The sequence below is a fragment of the Acinetobacter rongchengensis genome (genome assembly GCF_003611475.1).
Lineage (GTDB): Bacteria > Pseudomonadota > Gammaproteobacteria > Pseudomonadales > Moraxellaceae > Acinetobacter > Acinetobacter rongchengensis.
In genome coordinates this window covers 21,998-35,644 of record NZ_RAXT01000021.1, presented here as the reverse complement: position 1 = coordinate 35,644, position 13,647 = coordinate 21,998, and the positions used below count along the sequence as shown (strand labels likewise).

The window sequence follows — 13,647 nt, the reverse complement described above, 5'->3', positions numbered from 1 at the left end:
CCAATTAAGCCTGAGCCAATAATGTTTTGATATGAATATAATGTTGCTCACCTACGCCATTTTCAGTCTGTGCATGCGGCAATATAACGCTATAAGGTGTTTGAGAATGTTCACATTGATCAACCAATTCCATCATGAAGCATAGCTTTTCTTCATGGTCTGCACTTGGCATTTTACTGTATTCAATTTGCATAACATGGGTATCAACTAAGTCTTCAAACTGTTTAACAAATAAACCTTGCCCACGAGCAGCCTGTTTCCATGAAATACTTTGCAATGAATCACCCAGTTTAAATGTTCTAAGCTCCTTAAATTCATCTAAGTCAGGTTCACCTGTATTTGAGTAACTTTGTAAATGCTGCGTAAATACTTTGGCTTGTGGGGCAATCCAATAGATGTCAGTGAGATAAATATACGTCCAAGCTCTGACAAGCCCCAAAGGATAAGTTGAATATATTTGAATCGGTGGGATTTCAAATTTTCCACGTTGTTCTGGAATAAACACAAGTTCAAAACTTTGCTGCTTTTCTTCAAATAAAAAGGGATGTATTTGATCATTGGTTTTAAAATTTAAATATTTAGGTGTGATTCGATCTTGTTGCAAAATGATTTTAACGTTAAAAGCCTCTCCAACTTTACCCACCTCATCTACAACGACTTGCATGGTTATGCCATGTAACTGCTTAAAACTTAGATAGAAGCTGATACATAAAATTGCACTAATCAGAAAGCAAAACCCCAAAATTAGGTTATTGGCATAATTAATACCTGCAATAAACGTGATCAAAATCAAGACAAGATATAAATAACCTTGCTGATAAATAAAAACCAACACTTCATTTTGTTTAAGTGTGCGCACTCCTGTATAGCGAAATCTCAGATGTAGCCAACGTACAAATCGTTCTCTGAACATGATCGATTCCTATTAACCTTTTACAGGAACTTTTTGCATCAAGGCTAAAGTTTCAGATTCACCTAATCCAATACGATGGGAAACAACGGCAACAAATACCGCTTGTACATCATCTGCAATTACAAAATGACGCTTTTCAATCAAAGCATAGGCTTGTGCCGCTTTTTTAAGTGCAAGTAATCCTCGTGTCGACAATCCATGTCGCCCCTTTCGAGTTTCTTCAGTTAAATCAAGCAAATAATCATAAATGAGATCATTTACTGTAATTTGATTCACATTACGTTGTAATTGCAGTATCTCTTGTTGTTCAAATATCGATTGTAGCTGGGTAATCAACTCATGCCGTGAATTTTGTTGTAAAAGTAATTTTTCAGCAGATCTTGAAGGATATCCCAAGGACAAGCGCATAATGAAACGATCGAGTTGTGACTCAGGTAAACTATAAGTTCCACTTTGAAACAGTGGATTTTGTGTGGCAATCACCCAAAATGGTTTAGGCAATTCATAACGAGTGCCATCTACAGTGACATTACCCTCTTCCATCGCTTCAAGCAAAGCACTTTGCGTCTTTGGACTGCAACGGTTAATTTCATCTGCAAGTAAAATTTGAGAGAAAATAGGCCCTTGTTTAAACTCAAATTGATGTTCTTTTTGATTGAACATATTGATCCCAATCACATCACTTGCAAGCATATCATTGGTAAATTGAATACGTTGGAAATATAGACCTGCTAAACGAGATAAACTACTGGCCAATGTAGTTTTACCTAGCCCTGGTAAATCTTCAAATAATAAGTGACCACCAGCCAAAAGACTACATAATGCAAGTTTGGTTTGTTGTTCTTTATCAAGGATGATTTGATTAATTTGCTTAAGAAATGCATCAATTTTAGGGTAATAATGCGTAAGTTCTTGCTGAGAAACCGATTCATTTTCGAGAGATGCTGTTTGCTGTGTTGTTCCCCAAATCACCTTTTATTCCCCAATAAAAATTGTATGTATAGCATTAACATACACGCTTTTAAAGAATACTCAAAGATGATCATTATAAATATTAAAGCCTTTCACTGCGCTATAACAGCTTTTGCTAAAGTCACGTTTTAGCTACAGATTCCAATTGATCCTTTAAGGCATCAGCACGGATTGAAAATGCTGTGGGCATCTTTTCAGCCTGTTTAATCAGCTGTATAAGCTTTTTATTAATCGGGGCACGTCTTCCACAATGTTCAGCTAATTTTATAACCTCGCCATTAATCCAATCAACTTCTGTAGCACGTCCCATCATTAAATCATCTTGCATCGATGATCGTGCCAAAGGATCGATTTCCAACATTTTACGGCTTAATAATTTAAACAGTGGATTGGGTAAACTCAGTAGCTTCGGAATCCAATGCGTAGGAATTGCGGTTAATTTTGCTGTTCTAATTTGTGCAAAATCAAGCAAATCTAAGGTTTCTTGCTGCGCCATTGCCAAACATTGACGATATTGGCGAATCGATAATTGTTGTTTTAGGGGTAACTTGGATAAAGCATTAATTGAATTATTTAGATTCAGTAAAAGCTTCGCCCATTGAATAGCCAACATGTCTTGTTCAAATACGATTTCTAAATTGGCTTTTTTAAAAATCCCTTCCAAAATAGTTTGATTGGCATATTGCTTAATACTTACAGCGCCAGATGTTCCTTGATGGTAATGTCCATGCCCTAAAGCAGCAACATTAAAAGGCACCATCCCCTCTAAAATGGTCTGCGCTTGTAAAATATTTTTTAAAATTGGAACATTACTTAAGCCATTTTGAAAACTAATGATCAGGGGTGCTTTTTGTCCTAAGTATTGCTTTAGTTCATGTGCCACTTGTTCGGTTGCCGCTGATTTGACACAAATGAAAATAAGATCAGCATGAACAACCTGTGCAGGATCAGTTGTTAAGTTTAATTGGTCTGCAGCTATTTTGAGATAGTGACCTGCATAATCCGTGAGTTCTAAACCAAATTGCGAAAGTTGTTGATAGCGATGTGAGCGAGTTATAAATGTGACATCAACACCTGAAGCAGCCAACTTCCCACCGAAGTAACAGCCAATACTACCTGCACCGTAAATATATATTTTCATGAAATTTCCCTTTTCAATGACTAGAGCATTCTAAGATAAATGCTAATATAGAGCTGTCGGATACACGACATTTAACAATGATAAACAGTGAAACTGATTATTTTCATTATTGAATAGAAAATCACACAATACATTCTATTTATTTAATAAAATTATTTTAACTATGCAAAATATAGTTGGATTTAAGTATGGTGTTTATTTTCAAATTTCCCTAATAAAAAACGACACCGAAGTGTCGTTTTTTTAACTGATCGTTGACATTAACATGGACATTTTTTCATATTGCCGCCTGCCGTTGGATAACGTGCATCTACGCAATAACGGTGAAATGTCTTTTCATCCATCAGCTCCATATCTGGATGGTGCTTTTTCATATGCTCCACATAATTTTCATAATCAGGAACACCGACCATCAAACGGAAGCTTTGCTGTAAACGCTGCCACAAAGTTGCAATTCTTGACCAATTCTTTGGTGAAAAAATTAAGTCTTTTTGCGACATAATGGTCATCTTGATGATTTTATAAATCACCGTTTTTCCACCTTTGGCGAATCTAAGATTCATCTTACTCACCTCACTTTATTTCCGCTATTATGTAGCAACTGCACAATCAATTCAATTTCACGCCATTTAAAATAATTCCTTTAAAATATAGGAATATAACAATGGCTGAATCCCACTTAATCTCTGTTTTAACGAAGAAACGTGCGGAACTTCTTGGTCAGATTGAATCACATCAAAAAGACATTCAACGTATCTCTGAAATACTACTGCATGTAGATCACACCATTAAGCTATTTTCACCTGAATTTGACCTAAGAAGCATTAAATCTAAGCGTACAAACCAAAGAAATCCCTATTTTGGACGAGGTGAATTACAAACTTTAGTTTTGACTTGTTTGCGTGAAGCTCAAAGCCCTATGAACTACAAGGAAATTATGGTTCAAATATTAGAAGTTAAAGGTATGGATGAATCTTTGAGGGATGATGTCAGCCCTAGCTTAATCAAAGTTCTGAATCGACTAAGAATTAAAGGCATCATCGTTGCTATTGGCAATCATCGTCCGTATCTATGGCAAATTGTAGATTAACAGACTAAACGCTCTGATTTACGTTTATTACCTTGCCAATATCCACACCAATCCTTATGAGTTCGGGTTTGGGTGCATTTGGTTAGAATATCCGTAAAGATTTCACCATTCGACCATCTACGAGTATCTTCACGATAAGCAGCTTCATTGGCATAGTTAGCGAGGTACATCACACCAAACTTGTGCATCTGACCTAATTGCATACGTCTAAATCGGCTGAAATAGCTTTCGGCAAGATTGTTGGTCACACCATCTTTTGAGCGATATTCAACTTGGTGATTGACACGTTTAGTTGTGAACCGAGCATTCAAGGTGTCATAGGCTGTACTTTCATCTGCATGAATGGTTGAACCGTGCTTGATATGCTGATTTGCAAGATGATTAATGTCCTTTTGATTTTCACCATGCACCACATAGGTTTTGGTTCTATCAGCACCTTGTTGGTAATGTTGGTCACTGTTGATTGCTTTTTGGCGTAGTACCACAACACACCGTTTATTCGGATTTTGATATTCAGCCTTGCGCCGATCCACACGATCATCCTTGTGGTTTTTAGGGCGTACATAACCATTTACATACGCACCATCTACATGAACCTCACCTGATAATACTTCATCGTCACGTTGCTCAATGAGGCTTTCACGGATTTTATGTGCCAATACAAAAGCAGTTTTATATTGAACACCTAAATCCCGACCAAGCTGTAAGGCAGATAATCCTTTAACAGCATTAGAATATATGGCGATAGCAGCAAGATAAATTTTAAGTGGTAGTTTATGAAATGCGAAAATTGTACCTGATGTGACACTAAACGTATGACCACAACATTTACATCGCCATTGCTTACGTCCCCGAATGAAATAATGATTGTCTTGCATAGCACATTGAGGGCAAATCGGATTTCCATTTCCCCATCGCATTTCCTTGAATAATAAAAATGCTTGCTCATGGGTGATTTGCGTAATTTCATATACAGATAAGGTACGAGCCTTTGCTGATAATAAGAAATGTTGCTTAGATTCTTTTTGCATAAAATCACCCATCACAAACACGATATACTAAATATATTGTAATATTTTAAATCATCAAATATAATGATTTAAAATATTTTAGCGACATACTATGTCGTTTATTTTTAAGAGGTCAAACCGTGAGTGATGATGAATGGAAAGACTATGCCAAAGGCTTAATTAAGGCAGAAATTGCCCGAAAAAATATAAGCCTGATTGATCTAGCAAAGAAATTAGAATCAATGGGTATATCTGAAACACCGCAAAACATTAGCAATAAGATCAATCGTGGTACATTTGGGGCAATATTCATGCTTCAAATACTCAAAGCGATTGATTGTAAAGACATTCGGTTAATTTAATATAAATTTGGATTTCAATATGAACAGCGTTTTGAAAAATACGAATCTCTCAAAAGCAAGATCAGCTAAAAATGATGAATTTTATACTCAATATGTTGATATTGAAAAAGAAATGAATGCTTACTTAGAATTTGATTCAAATGTATTTAGAGATAAAGTAGTTTTATTGCCCTGTGATGACCCTGAATGGAGTAATTTCACATTATATTTTGCTCAAAATTTTAGTCGGTTAGGCTTGAAAAAACTTATAAGCACAAGTTATGCCCCTAAGAACAAACAAGGTGATCAATCTTATCAACCTTCATTATTTGAAGAAAAAAGCCCTCAATTTGATAGTGATAAATCTACTGCTTGTGGCAAGTTTTTTGAACTAGAAAGCGATATAACTAAAGATGGCGTGGTTGATATTAACGATATTCATTGGCAGTACCTCAAAGGTGATGGTGATTTCAGAAGTGATGAAGTCAAAGCGTTGCGTGATCAAGCCGATATAATTGTAACCAACCCCCCATTTTCCCTATTCCGTGATTTTATTGCATGGATTATGGAAGGTGAGAAAAAATTTGCGATTGTTGGGAATATGAACTCCCTTACTTATAAAGATATATTCCCTTTGATTCAAAAGAATATCGTATGGCTTGGTGCGACAATCAGTAGTGGTGATCGTGAATTTAGAGTTCCTGATAGCTACCCTTTAAATGCAGCAGGGTTTAGGGTTGATAGCGAGGGTAATAAATATATTCGAGTAAAAGGTGTTAGATGGTTTACCAACATTGAACATGGACGTAGACACGAACCATTACAACTAATGACAACCGCAGACAATAAGAGATTTAACTCTAAAATTGAAGGTAAAAATGCTTATCAGTTATACGATAATTACAATGCTATTGAAGTGCCTTTTACCAATGCTATTCCTAGTGATTATGATGGTGTTATGGGCGTACCAATTAGTTTTTTAGATAAATACAACCCTGAACAATTTGAAATTTTAGGCATGGATTTTTATGTAAAAGATGATCTATTAGAAAATATTGCTTTAGCAGAATGGCGTGGAAAATTAGATCGTGCATATCTCAATGGAAAACGCTTGTATTCAAGAGTTTTAATTTGTCATAAGAGAATTTAAGCATGGATATTTACTATGTTGATTGTGTGAATAATACACTTCTGAAAACATCCGATAATAATTTTCTTTGTCACTCATTTTCAAATATTCCATTTAGAATACAAAAAATCACTTTAAGTCCTAACAATGAACGTAGCAAAAATATTATTCAGACTGCTAAATCTAGGTTGAGTTCTATACAATTTAATTCAGCTAGTTCATCAGGAGTTGCTAGGGATGAAATTGAGATTAAATTAAAATCATTTTGTGGATTGATAATAGAACAACTATGTTTTTCTATGCTTACTCACTACAACAAAAATCCCAATGTTGTAATTGAATTGGATAGTGGTAATAACTCTATTGATCAAATAGATTTGAAAATTCATAAGAAATGGCTACAGCATGGTTCGGATGATTATAAATCTCTTACTAAGACAGTAGAGATACGGTCATCTTTTCCATTTAAATCAATTGAAAAAGTTGTTTCCCAAGATTTTGACATACTTGGTGGGTACAAGAATGATATTAAAAAAGGAGAAATTGAAAAAGATTTTTACCTTAGATTCTTGTTTGCCTTAGATTATAAGTCTGATTATTACGTGAAAGAAAATGGAAAAATTCATTATGGTAAAACTACAACTAAAACACTAAAGGAATGTTACTTTGATAATGACTTAAACTTAAAAAGAGAGCTTGTGATTTTTTTCATTGGCGGTGCGACAAACGCAATGATGTTGGATGAAAGCATTGCATATCTAGGTTCAATGACTTCATCAAACTTTAACATCAATCAAAATGCTGAATTTAAGAAAATTAAAGTAAGGAATGGACTAGATTGTATCGCAATCATGCAAATGATGCTGAATGTGATAACAACAGAAGCAAGTCAGGGGAAATAAATGCAAACAAATTTAAATACCAAAATCACGATCAAAGACCTATGCGAAGGCTTTATTTATAACGAACTTGAGGGAAAAGGTTTATTTGGCTTGTCGGGTAAATTGACTATTCAGCCTGAATATCAACGGAATTATATATACGCAGATGGTAAAAAAGACGTAGCTGTTATTCAATCCATTTTAAAGGGCTATCCATTAGGATTAATTTACTTTAATCAGACAGGTGATGATACTTTTGAGGTGTTAGATGGTCAGCAAAGAATCACAAGTATTGGACGGTTTTTAACAGGAAAGTTCGCTATATTTTTTGAAGGTAGCAAAACCCCACAATATTTCCATAGTTTACCTAAAGACCAAAAGCAGAAAATACTAGATACAACGATCTTAGTTTACGAATGCAATGGTACTGAAAGCGAAATAAAGGAATGGTTTAAAACTATTAATATTTCAGGTGTGCCACTTAATGAACAAGAATTACTAAATGCAGTTTATTCAGGCTCATTTGTAACGCTTGCTAAAGCACAGTTTAGCAACTCTCAAAACGCTTTAATTCAAAAATGGAGTAGCTTTGTTAGTGGTAGTGCTATTCGTCAGGATTTCTTAGCTACAGCCCTAAATTGGGTGAGTAAAGGCAATGTTAGTGATTACATGGGGCAGCACCGCCACGACAATCATATAAACGAGCTAACTACTTATTTCAACACTGTTATAGATTGGGCGAGTACCATTTTTCTTAATATTGAAAAAGAAATGAAAGGTTTGGATTGGGGTAACTTGTATGAAAGTTATAAGACCAATGCTTATAATCCATCTAAGATTTCTGATGATGTTAAAACGCTCTACGCTGACCCTTATGTTAAAAACAGAAAAGGTATTTTTGAGTACATATTAGGCGGTAAAACTGATAGTCGTTTATTGGATGTTCGTGTTTTTGATGATGCAATTAAACGTAAAGCCTACGCATCACAAACTAAAGATGCTTCCGAGAAAGGTGTTTCAAATTGTCCATTATGTGTCAATGGCAATAATGCGAATAAGACCAAGATTTACTCACTTAAAGAAATGGATGCAGACCATGTACAGGCTTGGAGTAAAGGCGGTGCAACTAATATCCAAAACTGTGAAATGCTTTGTATTACTCATAATAGAAGTAAAGGTAATCGCTAATAATCTAGTTGTTTTTAAAAGGAGCTAGGGAAAACCTAGCTTCTTTTTTTATTATGTAATTGATTATTATATCTTTGTGCAACTGCTACATAATAGCGTTTATTTCTTGCAAAAATAAATTCGCAAAATATTAATGTGACTTAGAAACAGAAACTTCTTCAGGATCTGCATATACTGCTGGTGCTTCATTTACCGTTGGAACTGGGCTCGCCAATGCACGACGAATGACACCAATCGCAGCGAAAACCATCACAATTGCCACAATCATAAAGAATGCACAAAGCGCAGCATTAATTTGATTTGATAATACAATTGTTTGCATTTCTTCAAGTGTTTTAGCTGGTTTTAAAATCTCACCTTTAGCAATAGCAGCAGAGAACTTATCTGCTTGAGCCAAGAAACCAATTTTTGGATTTTCATGGAAGATTTTTTGCCAACCCGCAGTCATACAGGTGATGATTAAGAAAATAGTTGGGACAATCGTCACCCAAACATATTTCTCTTTTTTCATCTTGAATAAAATTACTGTACCTAAGATCAACGCCATAGCAGCAAGCATTTGGTTACCAATACCAAACAATGGCCATAGACTGTTAATACCACCGAGAGGATCCACAACACCTTGATAAACGAAGAAGCCCCATCCTGCGACAGCAACTGCGGTACCAATCATATTACCGACAAAATTGTGCGAATTTTTAAGTGCTGGAACAACGATACCTACAGTATCTTGAACCATAAAACGACAAGCACGTGTCCCTGCATCAACTGCAGTTAAAATAAATAAAGCTTCGAAAAGAATTGCGAAGTGATACCAGAACGCCATCATTGAACGGTTATTGAAAATTTCCGTGATGATATGTGCCATACCAATAGCAAACGTAGGTGCACCACCAGTACGTGAAAGAATCGTCGTTTCACCGACGTCTTTTGCCAATAAAGCCAATGTTTCAGGGGTTACGACAAAGCCCAATGTACGCACAGCTTCAGCCGCACTTTCTACAGTTGTACCAAGCACCGCAGCTGGCGAGTTAATGGCAAAGTACACACCTGGCTCAAGTACAGTCGCACAAATCATTGCCATAATGGCAACAAATGATTCCATTAACATGCCACCATAACCGATGACACGAATATTCACTTCGTTATCGACCAATTTAGGTGTTGTACCAGAAGATACTAAGGCGTGGAAACCAGAAATCGCACCACAAGCAATGGTAATGAAGAGGAATGGGAACATTGAACCAGCAAAAACAGGACCCGTACCATCAACAAAATGTGTCACTGACGGCATTTTCAACATTGGCATTGCAACCATAATACCGACTGCAAGCCCTGCGATTACCCCAATTTTCAAGAAAGTAGATAAATAATCACGTGGTGCTAATAACAACCAAACAGGTAAAACTGATGCGACAAAACCATAGATGATCAAAGCCCAAGTCAGTTGCGTACCTGTTAATGTGAAAAATGGCCCCCAATATGGATCAGCAGCAACATTACCCCCATAGACAATTGCCGCCATCATCAATACAAAACCAATGATCGAAACTTCAGCAATTTTCCCTGGACGCAAGTAACGCATGTAGATACCCATGAACAACGCGATCGGTATCGTCGCTGCAATAGAGAATACTCCCCATGGGCTATGTGCTAATGCTTTCACGACAACCAATGCCAATACTGCAAGGATAATAATCATTACCCCCAAAGCACCTAGCATGACCACAACACCTGCAAATGAACCTAGCTCTTGCTTGGCCATTTCGCCCAATGAACGTCCATCACGTCGTGTGGATATGAATAATACGAGAAAGTCTTGAACGGCTCCCGCGAGTACCACCCCGACAAGTAACCAAATCGTACCAGGTAAATAACCCATCTGTGCAGCAAGAATAGGCCCGACCAATGGTCCAGCACCTGCAATTGCAGCAAAATGGTGTCCAAAAAGCACATATTTATTGGTCGGCACATAGTCCAATCCGTCGTTTAAACGATGTGCTGGGGTTAATCGTCTTGCGTTTAATTCAAATACTTTGTTGGCAATAAATAAACTATAGAAGCGATAAGCAATGCTATATACACAAACTGCTGCAAGGACTAACCACACAGCATTCACATGCTCCCCCCTGCTTACAGCCAGTATCCCAAATGATACTGCGCCGATGATAGCCACAATCACCCATATAAGCTTTGAGAGGGGTGATAATTTCGTTTCAATACTTTCCATAAATACCTCTCATCTTGATAACAAAAGCAGTTCCTTTGTTCTTATTTACCTAAACTCATTTCCATGTGACTCTTTCCTTGGCAACTCTACTCCTCATATTGTTGTTTTCATCTAAGACTTTGGAATAAAAATTGATTTGAATATGTACATTTAGCATGACAATTGCATGACTTAAATATTTACACTGTTATTTTTATAATTAAATTGTATTCCGACCTTTTGACTCTACTATTTATTTTTTAATCCCGATCTAATACTTTGGTCGTAATTCACCTTCATTTTTATCAGTTTTTCATCGTTTATTTTTCAATCAATACTTGAATAGTTTTCTACTCTTTTGTTTCAAAAAAGCTTCTTTAGTTTTGAAATCCTTAAATGACCAAAGCTGCATAAAGTTTTTTAATACACTTAAGTCATATTCCAACAAGAATATGTTCAACAGTTTGAACTTATGAACTCCTCATTCCTCATATCAAATCTCGCTTCACCCTATGACAAGTCAACATTCAACATGTCTGGTTTCAGTCATATTCGAAGAAATAACAGCAAATAAAGCATGAAAGAGTAAAAATACAGGAGAATGAATTTCAACAGATGACTTTTAAGATTGTTGGGATTGAAAGATTGTCAGGATTTAGTAGTTAAGAATTTTTATTTGTGATTATTCTGAATCATATATAAGGGGCGAGAGTTTGAGGTTGATTGCTAAACTACTTCTAAGCACTCAGCACCAACAATAATATGGGAAAACATCAGTGATCAAACGCTGAATATGTTTTCCCACATAAAACATAACCTGTGGAGATTATGCACGCTCTAGGTAATCACCTGTACGAGTGTCTACACGAACGCTTTCTTCTTGCTGTACAAATAATGGAACACGTACAACTGCGCCAGTTTCTAGCTTGGCTGGTTTACCGCCACCGCCAGAAGTATCACCACGCACACCTGGATCAGTTTCAACGATTTTTAAAACCACGAAATTAGGTGGGCTCACTGTTAATGGAACGCCATTGAACAACATGATTGTACATTTTTCGTTTGAATCGTCTTTTAACCATTTCGCAGCATCACCCATTGCAACTTTATCTGCTGCAATTTGCTCGAAAGATACAGGATCCATGAAGTTCCATAGCTCACCGTCGTTGTATAAGTAATCCATTTCAACTTCTACAATATCAGCAGCTTCTAGAGAGTCACCTGATTTGAAAGTTTTTTCTAATACTTTTCCAGATTTAAGGTTACGTAGTTTTACACGGTTAAATGCTTGACCTTTACCTGGTTTTACATATTCATTTTCCATGATTGAACATGGGTTACCATCAAGCATAACCTTAAGGCCTGCTTTAAAATCATTTGTAGAATAATAGGCCATGAAAGGCACACTCCAAACTTAAATCTTTAATCTATTCATGCTTAAAATCATATAGCATGTATAAAATACTATTGCGAATCTTTCTCAATTCGCAATGCCATATTTTCATTCGACTCTATTCTAAATGACCTAGACACTTTGAAGCAATGTAAAAATTTTCAGTAATGTTCAGATATTCGCTAAATACAACCCAATTTTAGGCTTTAAAGTATGCTTCTAGACAGACAAAGTGTTAAAATTAACGGCTAAACTTGGCTCTAAAATACTTGTTTGGCCTAGTCCATTTTCAAATCTCTCAAAATACATGATTGCCATGCAAACTGTATTTAACTCGACGACTTTTTTCTATTTTTCATGACTTATTTATATCAAGAGCAAAACTGGCAATCACAGATGAGTGATTTAATCACCTCTCCTGCTGAGTTACTGAACATCTTAGAACTTTCAGTAGATGATTTACTGTCAGGCGCATTACTTGCTTCTGAACAGTTCAAGTTACGTGTACCGCGTGCTTTTGTCAGAAAAATGCAAGTTGGCAATGCTTTTGATCCACTATTATTACAAATCCTTCCACATCATCTTGAATTAGAAGAACATCAGGGCTTTATAACTGACCCGCTTGGTGAAGAACAGGCCAATCAATTACCCGGCGTGTTACATAAATATAAGTCACGTTTTTTGCTAACTTTAACTGGAGCGTGTGCAGTTCATTGCCGATATTGTTTTCGGAGACATTTCCCTTATCAGGAAAACTTACCTAAAAGTGAAGATTGGCTAAAGATTAAAGATTATTTAGAGGCACATCCTGAAATTAATGAAGTTATCTTGAGTGGTGGAGATCCCTTAACTTTATCTAATAGAAAATTAGCCCTTTGGATAGAACGACTAACAACGCTCAATCAAATCAAAATCTTGAGAATTCATTCACGAGTTCCTATCGTTATTCCCGAAAGAATTGACGAAGAACTTGTTTCTTTATTGAAAAACAGTAGGCTACGTGTCATTCTAGTGGTACACTCAAATCATCCAGCTGAATTGGATGATTTGACTTGTTCAAAACTCTCTCAATTGGCAAAACATAATATTCTTGTGTTGAATCAAGCAGTTTTACTTAAAGGTGTAAATGATTCGGCACAAATTTTAGTTGAATTAAGTCATCGACTTTTTGAGGCACAAATTTTACCTTACTATTTACATGTATTAGATAAAGTAAAAGGTGCACATCATTTTGATTTAGGGACGGAAAAAATTAATGAGATTTATACAGAAGTATTAGCCAGTTTACCGGGTTATCTAGTGCCAAAACTAGTTCGAGAGATTGCGGGAGAAAACAATAAGACACCGCTTTTTGGAGTTACAACCTTCTAAGAGTTGAAC

Annotated in this window: 13 protein-coding genes; 6 read left to right on the top strand and 7 right to left on the bottom strand. The window is 36.0% G+C overall.

Annotated features, from left to right (window positions below; genetic code table 11):
• Positions 1-4: 4 nt before the first annotated feature.
• From D7V20_RS11035 to D7V20_RS11020, 4 genes are all read right to left on the bottom strand, one after another.
• Positions 5-913, bottom strand: a complete 909-nt coding sequence (locus D7V20_RS11035; RefSeq protein ID WP_120384343.1) for a DUF58 domain-containing protein — start codon at positions 911-913, stop codon at positions 5-7.
• 12 nt (positions 914-925) lie between these two features.
• On the bottom strand, positions 926-1,885 hold the full coding sequence (locus D7V20_RS11030; RefSeq protein ID WP_120384342.1) for an AAA family ATPase: 960 nt from the start codon (positions 1,883-1,885) through the stop codon (positions 926-928).
• Between the two features lie 121 nt (positions 1,886-2,006).
• Positions 2,007-3,026 carry a 2-dehydropantoate 2-reductase gene (locus D7V20_RS11025; RefSeq protein WP_120384341.1) on the bottom strand — a complete coding sequence of 340 codons (1,020 nt, stop codon included), beginning with the start codon at positions 3,024-3,026 and terminating at the stop codon, positions 2,007-2,009.
• A 260-nt stretch (positions 3,027-3,286) separates the two neighbouring features.
• A complete protein-coding gene (locus tag D7V20_RS11020) occupies positions 3,287-3,589 on the bottom strand; it encodes a YbdD/YjiX family protein (RefSeq protein WP_120384340.1) in 303 nt (100 codons plus the stop codon).
• A gap of 101 nt (positions 3,590-3,690) precedes the next feature.
• Here D7V20_RS11020 and D7V20_RS11015 point away from each other — a divergent pair, with 101 nt between their 5' ends.
• Positions 3,691-4,116, top strand: coding sequence for a hypothetical protein (locus D7V20_RS11015; RefSeq protein WP_120384339.1), 426 nt, complete (start codon positions 3,691-3,693; stop codon positions 4,114-4,116).
• Here the strand turns inward: D7V20_RS11015 and D7V20_RS11010 are convergent.
• Complete coding sequence (locus D7V20_RS11010; protein WP_235831628.1) at positions 4,113-5,147, bottom strand: IS1595 family transposase; 1,035 nt, start codon at positions 5,145-5,147, stop codon at positions 4,113-4,115. The genes D7V20_RS11015 and D7V20_RS11010 overlap by 4 nt on opposite strands.
• 119 nt (positions 5,148-5,266) lie before the next feature.
• Between D7V20_RS11010 and D7V20_RS11005 the strand changes: the two genes are divergently transcribed.
• Genes D7V20_RS11005 through D7V20_RS10990 form a run of 4 tightly spaced genes read left to right on the top strand, consistent with a single transcriptional unit; the run spans position 5,267 to position 8,665 of the window.
• Positions 5,267-5,488 carry a DUF6471 domain-containing protein gene (locus D7V20_RS11005; protein ID WP_120384338.1) on the top strand — a complete coding sequence of 74 codons (222 nt, stop codon included), beginning with the start codon at positions 5,267-5,269 and terminating at the stop codon, positions 5,486-5,488.
• Positions 5,489-5,507: 19 nt separating this feature from the next.
• Positions 5,508-6,617, top strand: a complete 1,110-nt coding sequence (locus D7V20_RS11000; RefSeq protein WP_120384337.1) for an adenine-specific methyltransferase EcoRI family protein — start codon at positions 5,508-5,510, stop codon at positions 6,615-6,617.
• A 2-nt stretch (positions 6,618-6,619) separates the two neighbouring features.
• Positions 6,620-7,498 carry a hypothetical protein gene (locus D7V20_RS10995; protein WP_120384336.1) on the top strand — a complete coding sequence of 293 codons (879 nt, stop codon included), beginning with the start codon at positions 6,620-6,622 and terminating at the stop codon, positions 7,496-7,498.
• Positions 7,499-8,665, top strand: a complete 1,167-nt coding sequence (locus tag D7V20_RS10990; protein WP_120384335.1) for a GmrSD restriction endonuclease domain-containing protein — start codon at positions 7,499-7,501, stop codon at positions 8,663-8,665. It begins immediately after the preceding gene.
• 130 nt (positions 8,666-8,795) lie between these two features.
• On the opposite strand, the gene D7V20_RS10985 is transcribed toward D7V20_RS10990, so the two are convergent.
• Entirely contained in the window at positions 8,796-10,895 is a 2,100-nt protein-coding gene (locus tag D7V20_RS10985; protein ID WP_120384334.1) for a carbon starvation CstA family protein, read from the bottom strand.
• Between the two features lie 805 nt (positions 10,896-11,700).
• The gene (efp, locus tag D7V20_RS10980) at positions 11,701-12,270 is read right to left on the bottom strand and encodes an elongation factor P (protein WP_120384333.1); all 570 of its coding nucleotides are present in this window, start codon (positions 12,268-12,270) and stop codon (positions 11,701-11,703) included.
• Between the two features lie 354 nt (positions 12,271-12,624).
• On the opposite strand from efp, the gene epmB reads away from it, so the two are divergent.
• On the top strand, positions 12,625-13,638 hold the full coding sequence (gene epmB, locus D7V20_RS10975; RefSeq protein ID WP_120384332.1) for an EF-P beta-lysylation protein EpmB: 1,014 nt from the start codon (positions 12,625-12,627) through the stop codon (positions 13,636-13,638).
• The last annotated feature ends 9 nt before the right edge of the window (positions 13,639-13,647 follow it).